The organism is Pantoea sp. Cy-639, from assembly GCF_011752525.1.
Classification (GTDB): Bacteria; Pseudomonadota; Gammaproteobacteria; order Pseudomonadales; family Pseudomonadaceae; genus Aquipseudomonas.
Genome location: NZ_VWXI01000009.1, coordinates 45,156 through 63,322 on the forward strand (window position 1 = coordinate 45,156; position 18,167 = coordinate 63,322).

Annotated in this window: 12 protein-coding genes; 7 read left to right on the top strand and 5 right to left on the bottom strand. The window is 64.7% G+C overall.

The annotated features are described in order from the left end of the window. The first annotated feature begins 74 nt into the window (after nt 1-74). Nucleotides 75-1,412: an MATE family efflux transporter gene (locus F3J43_RS12870; RefSeq protein ID WP_166886612.1), complete on the top strand. Its 1,338-nt coding sequence runs from the start codon at nt 75-77 to the stop codon at nt 1,410-1,412. 31 nt (nt 1,413-1,443) lie between these two features. Here the strand turns inward: F3J43_RS12870 and speA are convergent, their stop codons facing one another. The 4 genes from speA to F3J43_RS12890 all read right to left on the bottom strand — a co-directional run bounded on the left by speA (nt 1,444) and on the right by F3J43_RS12890 (nt 5,727). Beyond that, nucleotides 1,444-3,357 (bottom strand): arginine decarboxylase, encoded by a 1,914-nt coding sequence (gene speA / locus F3J43_RS12875; RefSeq protein WP_166886616.1) that lies wholly within the window; start codon nt 3,355-3,357, stop codon nt 1,444-1,446. 152 nt (nt 3,358-3,509) lie between these two features. After that, complete coding sequence (locus F3J43_RS12880; protein ID WP_166886621.1) at nt 3,510-3,881, bottom strand: translation initiation factor Sui1; 372 nt, start codon at nt 3,879-3,881, stop codon at nt 3,510-3,512. A gap of 240 nt (nt 3,882-4,121) precedes the next feature. Continuing rightward, nucleotides 4,122-4,658 (bottom strand): NUDIX hydrolase, encoded by a 537-nt coding sequence (locus tag F3J43_RS12885; protein WP_166886624.1) that lies wholly within the window; start codon nt 4,656-4,658, stop codon nt 4,122-4,124. Between the two features lies 1 nt (nt 4,659). Then, entirely contained in the window at nt 4,660-5,727 is a 1,068-nt protein-coding gene (locus tag F3J43_RS12890; RefSeq protein ID WP_166886626.1) for a DUF2333 family protein, read from the bottom strand. A 249-nt stretch (nt 5,728-5,976) separates the two neighbouring features. Here F3J43_RS12890 and F3J43_RS12895 point away from each other — a divergent pair, with 249 nt between their 5' ends. From F3J43_RS12895 to accC, 6 genes are all read left to right on the top strand, one after another. Next, nucleotides 5,977-7,593: a response regulator gene (locus F3J43_RS12895; protein WP_166886629.1), complete on the top strand. Its 1,617-nt coding sequence runs from the start codon at nt 5,977-5,979 to the stop codon at nt 7,591-7,593. A 153-nt stretch (nt 7,594-7,746) separates the two neighbouring features. Beyond that, nucleotides 7,747-9,708: a methyl-accepting chemotaxis protein gene (locus tag F3J43_RS12900; RefSeq protein WP_166886632.1), complete on the top strand. Its 1,962-nt coding sequence runs from the start codon at nt 7,747-7,749 to the stop codon at nt 9,706-9,708. Between the two features lie 121 nt (nt 9,709-9,829). After that, nucleotides 9,830-11,608 (top strand): protein-disulfide reductase DsbD, encoded by a 1,779-nt coding sequence (locus tag F3J43_RS12905; RefSeq protein ID WP_166886635.1) that lies wholly within the window; start codon nt 9,830-9,832, stop codon nt 11,606-11,608. A 177-nt stretch (nt 11,609-11,785) separates the two neighbouring features. Beyond that, nucleotides 11,786-12,238, top strand: a complete 453-nt coding sequence (aroQ, locus tag F3J43_RS12910; RefSeq protein ID WP_011535870.1) for a type II 3-dehydroquinate dehydratase — start codon at nt 11,786-11,788, stop codon at nt 12,236-12,238. A 98-nt stretch (nt 12,239-12,336) separates the two neighbouring features. Continuing rightward, nucleotides 12,337-12,798 carry an acetyl-CoA carboxylase biotin carboxyl carrier protein gene (gene accB / locus F3J43_RS12915; protein ID WP_166886638.1) on the top strand — a complete coding sequence of 154 codons (462 nt, stop codon included), beginning with the start codon at nt 12,337-12,339 and terminating at the stop codon, nt 12,796-12,798. A 17-nt stretch (nt 12,799-12,815) separates the two neighbouring features. Continuing rightward, nucleotides 12,816-14,171 (top strand): acetyl-CoA carboxylase biotin carboxylase subunit, encoded by a 1,356-nt coding sequence (gene accC / locus F3J43_RS12920; protein WP_134692520.1) that lies wholly within the window; start codon nt 12,816-12,818, stop codon nt 14,169-14,171. A 72-nt stretch (nt 14,172-14,243) separates the two neighbouring features. Here the strand turns inward: accC and F3J43_RS12925 are convergent, their stop codons facing one another. Further along, nucleotides 14,244-18,152 carry a type III effector 1 gene (locus F3J43_RS12925; protein WP_166886640.1) on the bottom strand — a complete coding sequence of 1,303 codons (3,909 nt, stop codon included), beginning with the start codon at nt 18,150-18,152 and terminating at the stop codon, nt 14,244-14,246. Between the last annotated feature and the right edge of the window lie 15 nt (nt 18,153-18,167).

Here is an 18,167-nt window from a genome sequence, read left to right on the forward strand (position 1 = left end):
CGGGTCGGTACAATCGCTGGGCAATCGCGGGGCAAGCCCGCTCCCACGCCCCACGCTTTCCTGCCGGAGCCCGCATGTCCTCACTGTCCATCGCCTGGCGCGACCGCCTCACCCACCGCAAAGTCTGGGCCCTGGCCGCGCCGATGATCCTGTCCAACATCTCGGTGCCGCTGGTGGCGCTGGTCGACAGCACGGTCATCGGCCACCTGCCCCACGCTCACCAGTTGGGCGCGGTGGCGGTGGGCGCCACTCTGTTCACCTTCATGGTCGGGCTGCTGGGGTTCCTGCGCATGGGCTCCACCGGTTTCGCCGCCCAGGCGGCCGGCCGCGCCGATGGCGCCGCACTGCGCCAGGTACTGGCCCAGGGACTGCTGCTGGCGCTCGGCCTCGCCGCGCTGATCGGCCTGCTCGCCCTGCCCTTCAGCCAGCTCGCCCTGCAAGCCATGCAACCTAGCGAGGCGCTGCAGGCATCGACCGAAGCCTTCTTCCACACCCGCCTGCTCGGCCTGCCGGCGGCGCTGGCCAGCTATGCGCTGGTCGGCTGGTTCCTCGGCACGCAGAACGCCCGCGCGCCCCTGGCGATCCTGCTGACCACCAACCTGCTGAACATCGCCCTGAACCTGTGGTTCGTCCTGGGTCTGGACTGGGGCGTGGTCGGCTCGGCGCGAGCGTCGGTGATCGCCGAATGGACCGCTGCCCTGCTCGGCCTGGCCCTCACCCGCCCGGCACTGCGCGCCTACCCCGGGCAGGTCGCCTGGAACGCGCTCAAGCGCTGGCAGAGCTGGCGGCCGCTGCTGGCGGTGAACCGCGACATCTTCCTGCGCAGCCTGGCATTGCAGTTGGTATTCCTGCTCATCACCGTGCAGGGCGCACGCCTGGGCGAAGCGACGGTGGCGGCCAACGCCCTGCTGCTCAATGGCCTGCTGCTCACCGCCTATGCCCTGGATGGCCTGGCGCATGCGGTGGAAGCCCTGTGCGGGCATGCCATCGGCGCCCGTGATCGCGAGGTCTTGCGCCGGTCGCTGGTGGTGGCCTGTGGCTGGTCGCTGATCGTCAGCCTGGGGTTCGCCGTGGTGTTCCTGCTGGGCGGACACCTGTTCATCGATCTGCAGACCGACATCGCCAGCGTGCGCGCGGCGGCGTATCCGTACCTGCCGTACCTGGCGCTGCTGCCGTTGATCGCGGTGTGGAGCTATCTGCTCGATGGGCTGTTCATCGGCGCCACCCGTGCGCGGGAAATGCGCAATGCGATGCTGCTTTCGGTGGCGATTGCGCTGCCGCTGGCATTTGCCATGCGGGGGTTCGGCAACCATGGCTTGTGGCTGGCGTTCCTGGGGTTCATGGCCTTGCGGGGGGTGACGTTGGGATGGGTGGGGTGGCGACTGCAGGAGAAAGGGCGTTGGATTCAGTGATGCAGGGGGCCGCAAAGCGGCCCCCTGCAGTTTACGAAGACAGGTACGAAGACCGCGTCAAGCCAAGGCGCAGCGCATCAAGGAACTGCGTCCGCTCCCGTGCGCTGATCTTGGCACTGGCCACCTTGTCGCGGTAGTGAGTCATCAGTTCCTCCGGCGACAGGTGCACGTAGCGCAGCATGTCCTCGATGGTGTCGTGGGTCTCGATACCGGCGTGGTACACGCTGCCGTCGGCGTTCTGGTAGATGTTCACCGAGTCGGTGTCGCCGAACAGGTTGTGCATGTCGCCCAGGATCTCCTGGTAGGCGCCGACCAGGAACACGCCCAGCAGATAGTCCTCGCCTTCCTTGACCGCGTGCACCGGCATGCTGGTCTCGATGCTCTGCTCGTCGACGTACTGGTTGATCTTGCCGTCGGAGTCACAGGTCAGGTCCTGCAGCACGGCGCGGCGCAGCGGCTCCTCGTCCAGGCGGTGCAGCGGAATGATCGGCAGCACCTGGCCGATGGCCCAGGTATCCGGCAGGCTCTGGAACACCGAGAAGTTGCAGATGTACTTGTCGGCCAGCTTGTCGTTGAGCTCGTCGAGCACCTGGCGGTGCGAGCGCTGACGGGCTTTCAGCGAGTTGTGCAGGCGGCGGCAGACAGCGAAGTAGCACTGCTCGGCAAGGGCCTTCTCGGCCAGGCTGAGCTTGCCATCGGCATACTGCGCGGCAACGTCACCCATGTAGTGGGTGGCGCGCCAGTAGGTCTCGGTGACCATCTCGATGTCGGTCGGACCCAGCAAGTCGGCCAGCCACTGCACGGTCTCGGGCAGCGTGTCCTTGTTCTCGATGGTCGGCATCTCGTCGTTGTGGCTTTCGACGTCGGTGACCTGGATCACCAGCATGGCGTGGTGCGCGGTCAGCGAACGGCCACTCTCGGAGAAGATGTGCGGGTGCGGCAGGCCCTGCGCGTCGCAGAACTCCTTGAGCATGCCCACGACCACCCCGGCGTAGTCGTCCATGTCGTAGTTGATCGAACTGGCGTTGCGCGAGTGGGTACCGTCGTAGTCCACGCCCAGGCCACCGCCGACGTCGATATGATCGACCGGCAGGCCCAGCGCGCGCAGTTCGCCGTAGTAGCGGATAGCTTCCTTGAAACCGTGCTGGTAGTCGGCCAGGTTGGCGATCTGCGAGCCCATGTGGAAGTGCAGCAGGCGGATGCCCTGGTCCAGGCCGGCGTCGCGGAAACGCTGCACCACCGACAGCAACTGGGCGGCGGACAGGCCGAACTTGGACTTCTCGCCGCCAGTGTCGGCCCACTTGCTCGAGGCCAGCGACGACAGGCGCACGCGCAGGCCGACCTGCGGCTTGACCTTCAGGTCCGCGGCTTCCTCGATCACCAGGGCGACCTCGGACTCCTTCTCGATGACGATGAACACGTTATGGCCAAGCTTCTGGCCCATCAGCGCCAGACGGATGAACTCACGGTCCTTGTAGCCGTTGCAGACGATGGTGCCGCCTTTCGGCGCCAGCGCCAGCACTGCCAGCAGCTCGGGCTTGGAACCGGCCTCCAGGCCGATGGAGACGTTCTGGGTGGCGATGATGTTTTCCACCACCGCTTCCTGCTGGTTGACCTTGATCGGGTACAGCGCGGTGTACTGGCTCTGGTACTCCAGGCGCGCGATGTTGGCGTCGAAGGCACCGGTCAGCTGGCGCACGCGGTCCTGCAGGATATCGGGGAAGCGCACCAGCAGCGGCAGCGACAGACCACTCTGGCGCAGCTCCTGGACCTGCTCGAAGAGATCGATCGGCGCGCTGTCCGGGCCGTTGGGGCGCACTTCGACGCGCCCGGCTTCATTGATGGCGAAATAACCCGCGCCCCAATGGCGGATGCCGTAAACACTGCGGCTGTCGGCCACGGTCCATTGGCTACCATCGTCTTTGCGTGTGCGTCGTACGGACATTCAAGTCCCCTGTAGATAAGTCAAGACACTGCCGCGCAAGGTGGCGGGCGCAGTGTAGAAGCCGAAAATGACGATTCTTGCGTGCCAGGGGTAGACCCCGGCCACGGGAACGAGTTTAGAAAGCACTGGACGAAAAATCGCGTACGGGCCGTTCAGCCGCCGGATTTCTTCGCTTTGAAGCCCTGTTTGACCAGCTCGCCGAGCAGCAGCTCGACATGGTCGCCCTGGATTTCGATGACCCCATCCTTGAGCGCCCCGCCGGTGCCGCAACGACGCTTGAGCGTGCTGGCGAGCTCCTTGAGCTGCTCCAGGGGCAGTGGAACGCCGCTGATGGTGGTCACGGTCTTGCCGCCACGCCCTTTGCTTTCGCGGCGCACACGGGCAATGCCGTCACCCTCGGGGATGACCTGCTGCTTGCAGATACAGGCGTCCACCGGTTTGCCGCAGTCAGGGCAGTGCCGACCGGCATCGGTGGAATATACGAGACCGCCAAGGGCGGCGAAGGAAGAAGCTTTCTTGGCCACTTTTGTTCCTCTGTGCTGAGGACAAAAACTGGTCGGCGGGTGCCGACCGCGAAGCCCCACTCTGGCAGGGGCGGCGCTACTGCCGCAAAGTCCTGCGGCAGCCCGAAAAGGGCGCGCAGTGTAACGATAAATCCGGGCCTTGCTAAGTACTGGATTGCGCCATTTTGCGAAAGTTTTGCGACCTCGTCGCGGGACAGGCCCGCGCCCAGGCCATTGCCTTTATTGCACAGGAGCGGGCGGCTAGCTCTGGCTGGCCTTGTAGCGCTGCAATGCCACCAGCGAATCCGGGCAATACGGCTGCTTCACGCTCTCGCTCTCGGCCTGCGCGACGCTGATGAAGCGCGCCTCGCTGACCTCCTCGGGCTGCAGGCGCAACGGCCCGTCCCAGAGTGCCGAGAACACCGCGCACCACAGGCGGTTGCCCGGCTGCTCGAAGTAGAACTTCTCGTGAAAGCGCAACGCGACGCCCGCGACCCCAAGCTCTTCGGCAAGCTCCCGGGCCGCCGAGTCGGCATAGCTTTCCTCAAGCGCCACCATGCCGCCCGCCGCCACGTCCCAGTACCCGGGATACAGCGCCTTGCTCAGCGTGCGCCGGTGCACGCACAACTCACCCGCACTGTTGAACAACAGGATGAACGTGCAACGCCCGATCAGGCCACGCTCACGCAGTTCAGCCCGGGGCAAGGCGCCTAGCAACTGGTCATGATCATCGACCCAGGCGACCAGTTCGGCGTCGGAGGCCGCGCGATGCGCGACCTCGGCAGGACTGATGGCCATGTCAGCCCTGGGACAGCAGCTGGCGCAGGTCGATGACCGCGGCGTTGGCCCGGGAGATGTAGTTGGCCATGACCAGCGAGTGGTTGGCCCACATGCCGAAGCCACTGCCGTTGAGCACCATCGGGCTCCACAGCGGCTCCTGCGAGGCTTCCAGCTCGCGGATGATCTGACGCACGCTGACGGTGGCGTTCTTCTTCGCCAGCACGTCGGCGAAGTCCACCTCGATGGCGCGCAGCAGGTGCGACAGCGCCCAGGCCTGGCCACGGGCCTCGTAGAACACGTTGTCGATCTGCAGCCATGGCGTCTCGACGATTTCCTCGTCGACCTGCGGCGCCTGGCCGGCCGCCACGCTCTCGGTCTTCAGGTCGCTGTTGAGCTTGACCCGGCCGACACTGGCCGACAGGCGCTGGGACAGCGAGCCCAGGCGAGTGGCCACGTCACCCAGCCAGTTGTTCAGGTTGTCGGCGCGGGTGTAGAAGATCGCGCCCTGGTCGCCAGCCGCCAGGCGGGCCTGGTAGCGCGACAGCGATTTGATGCCTTCCTCGAACTCCGACTCGCTCGACGGCAGGATCCAGCTCTTGTTGTCGAAGTTGAAGCGTGGCTCGGCCTTGGCCAGGTCGGCATCCTCGGTGGACTGCGACTGGGAGCGGGCGAAGTCCTTGCGCAGGGCACGGGACAGGTCGCGGACCTGGACCAGCACGCCATATTCCCAGCTCGGCATGTTGTCCAGCCACAGGCCCGGCGGGAAGCGGTCGTTGGAGATGTAGCCGCCAGGCTTGTTGAGCAAGGTGCCAGCCACGGTCTTGAGGGTTTCGACAGTGGTGTAGCCAACCACCATCTTCTGCCCGTTGCGCTCGGCGGCGGCCTGGGCATTCTGCTGTACCGGGAACAAGGCCGGTTCCTGGCTCCAGTACCAGCCCAGGCCGATGCACACCAGCAGGTACAACCCGATCAGGGTCCCGAGAGCACGGCTCCACAAGCCGCCAAGGTAGCTACGGGTAGCGGAGCCGCGGGATTCGACCCGCTCACGGGGCTCGCTCTTGGCCTCGCGGTTTTTCCAATCCAGCATGGCAGTGTCCTTAATCAGTCTCGACAGTTCGGGGCTTGGACCACAGTGCGTAGCCAGCGTGCCACGACAAGCCCGTGTGCCTGCACTATAAAGCAGACGCCGCCATTCGTATAAGCGACCAAGGGGTCAGCAACTGAATAATCGTCCCTCCGACACTTTGTTGACCCCGGACACTCGCGCACCGGAAAAGCAGTGCTAGCATAGAGCCATCATTGAACCTGCACCCCACCCCCTATAAGTAGTCAGGACATGACCCAGCCAGCCGAGCCGAGCCACGAGCGCCTCAAGCAGCATTTCGCCCAGCGCGTCATCCACCAGGCCCGGCAGATCCTCGAGATCTGGCAGCGCCTGCAGCGCGGCGAATGGTCAAGCGCCGACCTGGGGGAACTGGGCGAGGCCAACCTGCGCCTGCAGCGCTATGCCGAACGCTTCGAGCAACCCGAACACGGTCACCTATCGCTGGCCATCGGCCAGACCCTGCATGCCATCCAGGCCAACAGCGCACGCCTGAACTCCGAACTGATCGGCGAGCTCAACCGCCTGATGCAACGCCTGTCACGCACCGGCTTGCGCAAGGGCGACCAGCTCGACAACGTGCCGCTGCCGCCCCTGCGCAAACCGGTGTACATCGCCCTGCAGGACCATGAGCGTGCCGAGCGCCTGGCCCAGCAGCTGGAGTTCTTCGGCCTCGGCGTGCAGGCGCTGGACAGCGTCAGCGCCTTCAAGGCGTCGATGAGCGAACGCCTGCCGTCGGCGATCGTGATGGATGTCGATTTCAGCGGCCCCGGTGCCGGCCTGGACCTGGCCGCGCAGGCCCAGCAGGGTCTGGAGCAGCACATCCCGTTGCTGTTCTTCAGCCTGCACGAAACCGACACCCCGACCCGCCTGGCCGCAGTACGCGCCGGTGGCCAGGAGTTCCTCACCGGTACCCTGGAGGCCTCCAGCCTGCTGGAGAAGGTCGAGCTGCTGACCAGCGCCACCCAGTACGACCCGTTCCGCGTGCTGGTGATCGACGACTCGCGGGCCCAGGCCCTGCACACCGAGCGCCTGCTGAACAACGCCGGGATCATCACCCGCACCCTCACCGAACCGATCCGCACCATGAGCGAGCTGGCCGACTTCCAGCCCGACCTGATCATCCTCGACCTGTACATGCCCGAGTGCACAGGCCCCGAGCTGGCCAAGGTGATCCGCCACAATGATCGCTATGTCAGCGTGCCGATCATCTACCTGTCGGCCGAGGACGACCTGGACAAGCAACTCGATGCCATGAGCGAAGGCGGCGACGACTTCCTCACCAAGCCGATCCGCTCCCGGCACCTGGTGACCACCGTGCGCAATCGCGCGGCCCGCGCCCGCCACCTCAAGGCGCGGATGGTCCGCGACAGCCTCACCGGGCTGTACAACCACACCCATATCCTGCAACTGCTCGAAGACTGCAGCTTCCGCGCCCGCCGCGAGGAACAGCCGCTGAGCTTCGCCATGCTCGACATCGACCATTTCAAGAAGATCAACGACCGTCACGGCCACCCCATGGGCGACCGGGTGATCAAGAGCCTGGCGCTGTTTCTCAAGCAGCGCCTGCGCAAGACCGACTTCATCGGCCGCTACGGCGGCGAGGAGTTCGCCATCGTCATGCCCAACACCGGGCTGGAGGCGGCGTACAGGGTGCTCGACGAAATCCGCCGGCGCTTCGCCGAGATCCACTACCCGGCCCAGCCGCACGATCTGCTGTGCACTTTCAGCGCCGGGGTGGTGCAACTGGATGACGACCTCGATGCACTGACCATGGCCAGCGCGGCGGACGAGGCGCTGTACCGGGCCAAGCACGCCGGGCGCAATTGCGTGGTGCGGGTCGAGCCGTGAAATGCTGGAGACAGGCGGCCCCGCAATGCCCTTGGGGCAATACCGGCACTGTGCCACTTTTTTATGACGCCAGCCCTCCGTCGTCATCACCTCGTCATAAATCCGCAATAACTTCAGGCACCTACCTCCCCCCTGCGCTGGAAGTTCGCGGCTATGCGCCTGAAGTGGCTGACCAATTTCAACACCCTGTTGCTGGTGACCGTGTGTATCGCCCTGGCCGCGACCCTGTGGTGGTCGCAACGTGCGCTGGAGCGCCCCTATCTGCTGATGGAACGCTACCTCGGCCTGTCGCAGCAGTTCCAGAATGACGCCGCGCGCAACATCCAGGCCTACCTGGGCAACGGCGACGCCGTGCGCCATGCCGCCGCCGTGGAAGCCAACAGCCAGTTGCAGGCAGCCCTGGCCGACTGGCCTGGAGAGCTGGCCGACAAACTGCGCCCGAGCCTCGACAGCCTGCAGGCCTTCACCGCCAATGAGTTGCTCGCCGCCGGCAAGCTCGCTGGCGATCCGCAGGCCCTGCTGCTGCAAGCCGAGCGTGAACTGGGCGCGAACCTCGAACAACTGGGCAGCTACGCCCGCGACAGCGGCAACCCCGACGCCGGCCGCTACCTCTCGCCACTGCTGGAGGCGACCCTGCACCTGGCGCGCCTGTCGCTGGCCCGCGACAAGCTGGTCAGCAGCGGGCGCGCCGAGTTGGCCGACGAGGTGGATCGCGAGCTGCAGCAGGTCGCCGCCCAGGCCCGGCTGATCGATGGCCTGCCCTTGCTCGGGGTGACCCGCGCCGCCGAGTCCAGCGCCGATGACTTCGCCGCGCTGATGGGCCTGGCGTCCCAGGGCAGCGGCGAACAGCAAGACATCGCCATCGGCCTCAAGCGTGAGCTGCAGAGCCTGATCAGCCGCTACCCGGCCGAACTGCAACGCACGCGGGAGCAGATCGAGCGGCGCGCCGCCCTGGCCGCCAGTACCAGCGAGCGAATGGAAGCCGTGCAGCAGGCAATCGCCGCCCTCGAACCGCAAGTGCGCGCCCAGCACGCGAAGATCGCCGGCGAGGTGCGCCTGATCCAGGGCCTGATGATCGGCCTGATTCTGCTGATCGCCCTGCTCATCGATACCTTGCAGCGGCGCCTGGCGCGCACCCTCACCGGCCTGGCCCCGGCCCTGTCGCGCTGGGCCGAAGGTGACTTTGCCCAGGCCATCGCCCTGGGCAGGACCAACCGCGAACTGCACGATATCCAGGAGTCGCTCAACCGCCTGCGCCACTACCTGGTGGAGCTGGTCGGCACCATCCGCCACAACGCCGAGCAGGTCGCCGGCAGCAGCCACGCCCTGGCTGGCATGAGCAGCGCCTTGCATGACGGTGCCGAACGCCAGGCCGGCGACACCGCGCAGATCCGCGATGCCCTGGGCGAGCTGGAAGCCACCATCCAGCAGGTCGCAGGCGACGCCAGCGCGGCGGCACATGCCAGCCGTGATGCCGGCCGCGCTGTCGAGCACGGCCAGGCGGTGATCGGCCAGAGCCTGTCCGGGCTGCGCTCGCTGGTCGATGAAGTGCAGGGCAACGCACGGATGATCGAGCAACTGGCCGAAGAGTCGGCGACCATCGGTGGCGTGCTCACGGTAATCCGCGCCATCGCCGAGCAGACCAACCTGCTGGCCCTCAATGCCGCCATCGAGGCAGCCCGGGCCGGTGAGATGGGCCGCGGCTTCGCCGTGGTAGCCGACGAGGTGCGCTCGCTGGCCCAGCGCACCACCGGCGCCACTGGCGAGATCCAGGCCCTGATCGACCGCCTGCAGCAGGCGGCGCGCGACTCGGTGGAAGGCATGCGCGCCCAGCTAGAGCATGCCGAAGCCACCGCCAACCAGGCGCAATCCGCCGATGGCGCGCTGGACCAGATCGTCAGCGCCATCGGCACCATTGCCGAGACCGCCGTGCGCATCGCCGACGTCACCGCGCAGCAGACGGGGGCGGTGAGCGAGATCCGTGACCACAGTGAACGCATCCACACGCTGGGCGAGGACAACCTGCAGCGCATCGGTGAAGGGCGTGAACAGGGCGAGCAGTTGCTCACCCTCGGCGCCGAGCTGAATACCGCGGTGCGCGCGTTCCGCCTGTGAACCCAGCGCAGGGCAAGCCGCTCCCCAAGCCAATCCCATGGGAGCAGGCATGTCCCGCGATGGCCCATGGCCTTGCCAAACCCGCTATCATGGCCACCACGTTCCACCTCGCGAGTCCGCCATGCGCCGCCTGTTTTTCCTGTTGATCCTGCTGCTGGCCAACCCCGTCTTCGCCTCGGGCCTGCTCGACAGCCGCCCCAGCGCCACCCTTGGCGCCGCTTCGTTGTCCAGCGGCGCCGACTTCCTGCCGGTACACGAAGCATTCAAGCTCAGCCTGGTCAAGGCTGACGCCCAGACCATCAAGTTGCGCCTGGTCGCTAGCGATGGCTACTACCTGTACCGTCATCGTTTCCAGTTCCACAGCGAACCGGCCGACATCGCCCTGGGCACCCCGCAGATTCCCCAGGGCGAGCCCAAGCACGACGAGTTCTTCGGCGATGTCGAGGTCTATCACGGCGTGGTCGACATCGAACTGCCGCGCAGCGACCCACGTGCCTTCACCTTGCTGGTGGGCTACCAGGGCTGCGCCGACAAGGGCTTGTGCTACCCACCGGAAACCGAGCGCTTGAGCATCGAGGGCCAGGGGGCCGCCCAGGTCGCCGCGGCCACGGCCAGCGAGCCAGGATGGACCTGGAAATCCTTGCTGCTGTTCTTCCTCGCCGGCGTCGGCCTGACCTTCACGCCCTGCGTGCTGCCGATGCTGCCGATCCTCTCCGGCGTGGTCCTGCGCGGCCAGGTCGGCGGCCTGCGCGGGCTTTCGCTATCGCTGGCCTACGTGCTGCCGATGGCCGCCAGCTTCGCCGTGCTGGGCGCGCTGATGGGCCTGTTCGGCGCCGGCCTGAACCTGCAGGCACGCCTGCAGTCGGCCTGGGTGCTGGTGCCCTTCGCCGCGTTCTTCGTGTTGTTTGCCCTGGCCATGTTCGGCCTGTTCGAAATTCGCCTGCCACAGGCGCTGAACAACCGCCTTAACAACGTCGCCAACCGTACCCATGGCGGTTCGCTGCTGGGTGCGGCGGTGCTCGGCGTGCTCTCCAGCCTGCTGGTCTCGCCCTGCGTGTCGGCGCCCCTGGCAGGAGCGCTGCTGTACATCAGCGCCAGCGGCGACGCCCTCGGCGGCGCATTGAAGCTGTTCGCCCTGGGCCTGGGCATGGGCGCCCCGCTGCTGCTGGTGGCCACCGGCGGCGCAGCCTGGCTGCCCAAGAGCGGTCCATGGATGAACACTGTGAAGAACGCCATCGGCGTGCTGCTGCTGGGCCTGGCCATCGGCTTGCTCAGCCGCGTGCTGCCGGGCCCGGTGACCTTGCTACTGATCGGCCTGCTGGCCGCCGGCGTGGCGCTGTTCCTCGGCGCCCTGGAGTTCGTGGTCAAGACTCCGCGCCAGCGCCTGGCGCAACTGCTCGGCCTGGCCCTGCTGTTCTACGCCCTGGCCTGCGGCTATGGCGCCCTCAATGGCCAGGGCGATCCGCTGCGACCGCTGCCACAGCCAAGCACCTCGAACAATGGCGCGCCGGCCGTTGGCAACAGCGCCACCTGGCAGACGCTGACCACACCGGCGCAACTCGACGCCGCCCTGGCCGAGGCCAAGGCCGCCGGCCAGCCGGTGCTGCTGGACTGGTACGCCGACTGGTGCATCAGCTGCAAGGTGATCGAGCACGAAGTGCTGGGCGCCGCGCAGGTTCGCCCACAACTGGGCACGTTCCGCCTGCTGCGTTTCGACATCACCGAGAGCAACCCCGAGCAGCGCGCCCTGCTCGACCGCTACCGGCTGTTCGGCCCACCCGCGCTGATGTTCTTTGCGGCGAACGGCAGCGAAATGGCCACCGACCGGGTGATTGGCGAGATAAACGCCGGCGATTTTGCCGCGGTTCTCGCGCGCGTGCGTGGCCAACTCGGTCTATAACTTCCCGCGACCTGTGAAAAAACGGCGAGCACGTGACCAGAGTTAATCATCTGGTCACATACTTTGCGCGAATCTCGGTCATCGTGCTGGCTATTGCCGGGAACTGGACACCCGGCGCCTGTTCCGGCATAGTCGCCGCGCTATGTCGAATTGCCCTACAAAACCAAGGAATCGCAGATGGCAACCCTACTGGTGCTGCACGGCCCCAACCTGAACCTGCTCGGCACCCGCGAACCGGGCCACTACGGCGCGGCCACCCTAGCGCAGATCAATCAGGACCTGGAGCAACGCGCCCGCGCCGCCGGCCACCACCTGCAATACCTGCAGAGCAATGCCGAATACGAATTGATCGACCGGATCCATGCCGCACGCAACGAAGGCGTGGACTTCATCCTGATCAATCCGGCCGCTTTCACCCACACCAGCGTCGCATTACGTGACGCATTGCTCGCGGTGAGCATCCCATTCATCGAAGTGCACCTGTCCAACGTGCACAAGCGTGAACCGTTCCGTCATCACTCCTACTTTTCCGATGTCGCCGTAGGGGTGATCTGCGGCCTGGGCGCCACCGGTTACCGGCTGGCCCTGGAGTCCGCGCTGGAGCACTTGGCTGCCAACGCACAGCCCTGATGACACAAGGTCTTGGCCCAAGGGGCCGAGGCTCGAGAGAAACGTTTTCGATACGTTTTCAAATTACGTCCCCGACCGAACCTGGGAGTTGATGATTAATGGATATCCGTAAAGTCAAGAAGCTGATCGAACTGCTGGAAGAGTCTGGCATCGACGAACTGGAGATCAAGGAAGGCGAAGAGTCCGTTCGCATCAGCCGTCACAGCAAGACCCCGGCCGGCGCCCAGTACTTCGCCGCACCGGCACCAGTCGCCGCACCGGTCGCCGCTGCCGCACCGGTTGCTGCCGCAGCCCCGGCCGCCGAAGCCGCTGCCCCTGCCCTGAAAGGCACCGTGATCCGCTCGCCGATGGTCGGTACCTTCTACCGCAAGCCGTCGCCGACCTCGCCGAACTTCGCTGAAGTCGGCCAGGCCGTGAAGAAAGGCGACACCCTGTGCATCGTCGAAGCCATGAAGATGATGAACCACATCGAAGCCGACATCGGCGGTGTGATCGACGCCATCCTGGTGGAAGACGGCCAGCCGGTTGAGTTCGACCAGCCGCTGTTCACCATCGTTTGAACCGCGGAGAGCCAACGATGTCTGGGAAGCTCGAAAAAGTTCTGATCGCCAACCGCGGGGAAATTGCCCTGCGGATCCTGCGTGCCTGCAAAGAGCTGGGCATCAAGACCGTCGCCGTGCACTCCACGGCCGACCGTGAACTGATGCACCTGGGCCTGGCAGACGAGTCGGTCTGCATCGGCCCTGCATCGTCCAAGGATTCCTACCTGCACATTCCAGCGATCATCGCCGCTGCCGAAGTGACTGGCGCCACCGCCATCCATCCAGGCTACGGTTTCCTCGCGGAAAACGCCGACTTCGCCGAGCAGGTGGAAAAATCCGGCTTCGCCTTCATCGGCCCGAAAGCCGACACCATTCGCCTGATGGGCGACAAGGTCTCGGCCAAGGACGCGATGATCAAGTCGGGCGTACCGACCGTACCGGGCTCCGACGGCCCGCTGCCGGAAGACGAAGAGACCGCGCTGGCCATCGCCCGCGAGGTTGGCTACCCAGTGATCATCAAGGCCGCCGGTGGCGGTGGTGGTCGCGGCATGCGCGTGGTGCACAAGGAAGAGGACCTGATCGCCTCGGCCAAGCTGACCCGCACCGAAGCCGGTGCCGCCTTCGGCAACCCGATGGTCTACCTCGAGAAGTTCCTGACCAACCCGCGCCACGTGGAAGTCCAGGTGCTGTCCGACGGACAGGGTAACGCCATCCACCTGGGCGACCGCGACTGCTCGCTGCAGCGTCGTCACCAGAAGGTGCTGGAAGAAGCCCCTGCCCCGGGCATCGACGAGAAGGCCCGCCAGGAAGTCTTCAAGCGTTGCGTCGATGCGTGCATCGAGATCGGCTACCGCGGTGCCGGTACCTTCGAGTTCCTGTACGAGAACGGCCGCTTCTACTTCATCGAGATGAACACCCGCGTCCAGGTCGAGCACCCGGTCTCGGAGATGGTCACTGGCATCGACATCGTCAAGGAGATGCTCAGCATCGCCGCTGGCAACAAGCTGTCGTTCCGCCAGGAAGACGTGGTGATCCGTGGTCACTCGCTGGAGTGCCGGATCAACGCCGAAGACCCGAAGAAGTTCATCCCGAGCCCAGGCAAGGTCAAGCACTTCCACGCCCCGGGCGGCAATGGCGTACGCGTCGATTCGCACCTGTACAGCGGTTATTCGGTTCCGCCGAACTACGACTCGCTGATCGGCAAGCTGATCACCTACGGCAAGGACCGCGACGAAGCCATGGCGCGCATGCGCAATGCCCTGGACGAGATCGTCGTCGACGGCATCAAGACCAACATCCCGCTGCACCGCGACCTGGTGCGTGATGAAGGTTTCTGCAAAGGCGGCGTCAACATCCACTACCTCGAGCACAAACTGGCCAACCAGGAGTGATCGCGTTAGCGTGATGACAGAACCCCGGCCCAGTGCCGGGGTTCTTTATTTGGGCCTGCGACAGGCCCAGCCTCAGCTCATCAAGTTGATCACAATGGCGTTGTGCTCATACTCGGCGGGTCTGAACGAGCGCCCTGCACTGTTGATCACTCTGCCACTACTTGCCTGGAACAGCGGCTCGGCCCTGGCCCGCCGCATGAACTGATGCGCCCTGCCAGGCATGCCTGCGGCACCTGCCCGGGCACCGCGCAAAATCGGATCGTACAAACGCTGCACCAGATCAGTGGAGGTGGTGTAGACACGCGTCACGCCCGTATTCAAATCCAGCGTCATGCCATAAGTGTTGCCGAAGCACGATGAATACGACCAATGGTCCCACTGCGCGCTGACCCCCTGGCGCCTCAGCACCGACCTGATCGGCTCGCCGATGTTCGCTCCGCCCAACCAGTCGCCCCCCGCCATGACCGCGCGAACTTCGTCCCCGCGGGCCCTGCGGATGCGTGGCAGGATATCTCGAACGGCACGTTCGATGAGTGCCTGGATGTTGTGGTCGAAATGAATGACCGCCCCCGCCCTGGTCACCGGGCAGTACAACGACACCGCCACACAGGTCTGCGCGTTGAGCGTGAACAGGTAGTTGTCAGGTGCATCCGCGACAAATCGCCCGACGACCGCTTCGCCCTGGAGCGCGCCGCGCACCTCATTCGGATGCTCGCCGAGGCCGATCGATCGCAGGGCACTGACCCGCCCCACGTCCTCCACGGGATTGCCACCGCGCAATCCTGTGCTGTTGGCCACCCAGCGACCATCGGCACTGCGGACGATGGCCTCCTGGTGAAAGCTGCCCAGCCGATTGGCCTTGACCACCCGCAGCGTATCTCGCTCAACGTCCTTGACGACCTTGAAGTAGCGGCCACGGTTGAGCACGAAGTGCTCGATTCCAAGGGCTTCGCTTGCCTCACCACTGCGATAGGTCCCCTGCCAGATACCTGGCTCGGTCACCTTCTGCAGTTGCCCAGGCCTATGCTGGATTGCCCAGCGCCTGTCGAAGCGCATCGACGGTGCACGTAAAGTCCCTTCGAGTGGCATGTGCTTGATGGCTGCCACTCGCCTGGCGTCGCTCATCAACGCGCCCATCGCCTTGAACGACATGCCGGGCAGCACCGTCATCAGGCCCAACAACCCCCAGGATGCCTGCAGCCAATGCCGTAACGCCAGAGAAGTATCCCCCTTAACATGAGCAATGACTGCCGCGTGCAACGGGGCCAGGACGAAATACCCCCCCAGCACTACGGCAAATGGAGGGCTGACCAGCGACAACGGCAGGGAGGCGAACAACAACCCCTTGAAGATCTGCGCGCGAATCACCTCGCCACGACTGTTCGTCGCATCGTCGACATCCTTCAAGGCATGCTCGATGTAGGCGTCATACTCGCCAGCGATCGTGAGTACCTGGTTGAAACGACGCAGCGCATCGCGATTGGCCTGCCGCGTGGCCAAGGCCTGCAGACGCTTCTTCACGTTACGCCTGCCGATATGCGGCGCACGCTGGAGCAGATAATCGTGCGAAGGCCCCTCGCTTGCCGAGCCAAGCGCGCTGTAGCGACTGAACAATAGACCGTCCGGCGCTCCGGGCGAGTAGAGCCAGTCATGGGCCTTGCCCTCGTCGAGGTAGCGAAAGACGTATCCACCCAGAATCGGATGATCAGCGATGGTCAGACGGAAGATGCCATCATAAGCAGCCACCTGCTCCGAAGTGTCGCGAACATTCTGTTGCCTCAACGTTGCCCCCAAGGCGCTGACCAGACCGGTCAGCGCCTTGTAGACAGCGCCATCTATCTGCCCTTGGCCATGAGCGACCCGCAGGTCACGGTCCATCCCCATCACCAGCGCTGTGCTGAACAGCTGCTGGTAGTGCGCATAGCTTGAAGAGCCAGCATCAAGAAATGTCCGACGCACATGCGCGATGTATTTTTCACCTACATAAGCGCGGCGTGCATAAGAGGCTAGTTCGGCACTGCGCAACGCAGACAGGTCATCCCCTGCCAACGAACGCACCCCCTTGCTCGGGTGATCGATACTGGAGTTGTCGTCATAGCCATAGCAGACCAGGTCGATCAGATTGATCGACCGATCCGCCTCACCGCTCGCGCCCGCGCCCAGGTCAATGACGATCGATTCAGGTGCTACTGACCCTAGTACCCCTTTGCTCGAGAGGTAAGGCTTGATGGCCACGCCGATCGTGCGGCTGGCGAATTCTGGAAAGCTTTCATAGGATTTCAGCGCATTGACAAAGGCCGCTTCGGCGACCCGGGCTACATCGCGGGTCAAGTTGATCACCTGCCGCTCCTCAATTGCCAGCTGACTGTACCAACGGGGCGACTCTTTGCGCGCCACCTCGTCCTGACGACGCTGCAAACGCGCCTGCACACTAGACTCCACGCAGGTCCTGTAGCTCCTGAGCGCCCCCCGGATATCCCGTGCCAGGTCCCATTCGCCAGGCAATGCCTGGATCGCGGCCATCCGCGCCTGCGCACGGTCGCGCATGGGCACGGGCAACTGGGCAAGCAGATAGCCCTGCCCGACCGCATCCTTCATCCAGCCCCCCACCTCTGCACTCAGCGCCCGCAACGAACGGAGCTCGACCCACTCCTGCCCATCCGGCTTACCCGGGGCGTAAAGGAACAGGTCATCCTTGCTACTGGGGGAGAACACCAACAGATCACTGCATGCCATGCCGTCGAACAGTTCGACAGTGCGGACCTCAAGGTCCGCGTCTCCATCCGTCCACAGTCTCGCAAGCGACCCATGATGCGAGACGCTCAGATGCCCCGCATGAATAGCCCGCTGCGCGCTGTATGCCAGGGAAGTGTGGTAAACATCGAACATCGCGAGCGCGACTTCAGGCGCAGCATGACGATCGACCAGCGCCTTCAGATAGGTGGCAGGTGCATCGACACTGGCCAGCAGTTGCTGGATAACCAGGGAAGACGGCGGCGATGACAGCAAGGAGGTATCGGCAATGTCGCTCAGTTGGTATTGCTGCTCGATCGCCTGGGCCCCCTCGACAACCATATCGACCAGGGACAGCGACTCGCGCTCTTCGGGTGGCGCATTCAGGCGCAGCCGCTTGAGGGTAATACGATTGGCGAAACAGGGGGCCTCCAATCGATCATCCAGATAATCCTGGGCACAGCGATTGGCGTGATGACGCAACGATTGCACATCGCCCAACACACGGCTCAATTGATCCTCGGCATCCTGCCAGTCCAGCAATGCCTCTTTCAGCTGTGCACGCCGCTGCTCATCCAGCAACTTGTACCAATGGGGCAGTTGCGCGCTCAGCAAAGCCTTCATCCATTGACGATCGGGGCCGCTGGCCAAAGCGATCAATGCCAGTTGGCCGTGCCAGGCTTCTTCGCATTCGGCCAGCCGTGCACGTAGTTCATCGACCGACGCCCCCTCAATCGCTGCTGGTTCGAGCAATGCCTTGAGCTTGGCGCAATGCCCATCGACCAAGGACCTGACACGGTCAAGGTAGGTCTGGCGCTCGACAAGTGCAGGGGGTGCTGCCTGCCAATACCGGGTGAGGTAGTCCTGGTACTGCTCGATGAGCCGGGAGCTGGTGCCTTCCACAAGCTGAACCATGACATCGCGGCGCTGCGATGGTATCGCCCGAACGGCAAACCCGTCCGGACGATAAGGCGCATGCAGCGCTTCATCGAAGGCCAGCGGCACCTGCTCGATTCGATGCTGTAGGGCTGCATCGATCAAGTCACGGGGCAACCGAGGATCGATGTTCTCGCTGTAATGAGTTCTCAGCTCGACCAGCAGGTTCTGCTCCGCCACCTGGAATAACGTCGACTGCTGGCCCAGACGTTGCTGAAACAGATCGGCCCAGACCGTTATCCGCTCGAGGGACAGGTTGGATGATGCCTGCGTGTCGTCAGCCGATGCATCGGGTGAAAGTTGATCGCTCATGACAATATCTCTGGC

Coding starts and splice junctions, on each gene's coding strand:
- F3J43_RS12895 (WP_166886629.1), top strand. CDS start 5,977: ATGACCCAGCCAGCCGAGCCGAGCCACGAGCGCCTCAAGCAGCATTTC.
- F3J43_RS12905 (WP_166886635.1), top strand. CDS start 9,830: ATGCGCCGCCTGTTTTTCCTGTTGATCCTGCTGCTGGCCAACCCCGTC.
- F3J43_RS12900 (WP_166886632.1), top strand. CDS start 7,747: ATGCGCCTGAAGTGGCTGACCAATTTCAACACCCTGTTGCTGGTGACC.
- F3J43_RS12925 (WP_166886640.1), bottom strand. CDS start 18,152: ATGAGCGATCAACTTTCACCCGATGCATCGGCTGACGACACGCAGGCA.
- accC (WP_134692520.1), top strand. CDS start 12,816: ATGTCTGGGAAGCTCGAAAAAGTTCTGATCGCCAACCGCGGGGAAATT.
- accB (WP_166886638.1), top strand. CDS start 12,337: ATGGATATCCGTAAAGTCAAGAAGCTGATCGAACTGCTGGAAGAGTCT.
- F3J43_RS12870 (WP_166886612.1), top strand. CDS start 75: ATGTCCTCACTGTCCATCGCCTGGCGCGACCGCCTCACCCACCGCAAA.
- F3J43_RS12885 (WP_166886624.1), bottom strand. CDS start 4,658: ATGGCCATCAGTCCTGCCGAGGTCGCGCATCGCGCGGCCTCCGACGCC.
- F3J43_RS12890 (WP_166886626.1), bottom strand. CDS start 5,727: ATGCTGGATTGGAAAAACCGCGAGGCCAAGAGCGAGCCCCGTGAGCGG.
- aroQ (WP_011535870.1), top strand. CDS start 11,786: ATGGCAACCCTACTGGTGCTGCACGGCCCCAACCTGAACCTGCTCGGC.
- speA (WP_166886616.1), bottom strand. CDS start 3,357: ATGTCCGTACGACGCACACGCAAAGACGATGGTAGCCAATGGACCGTG.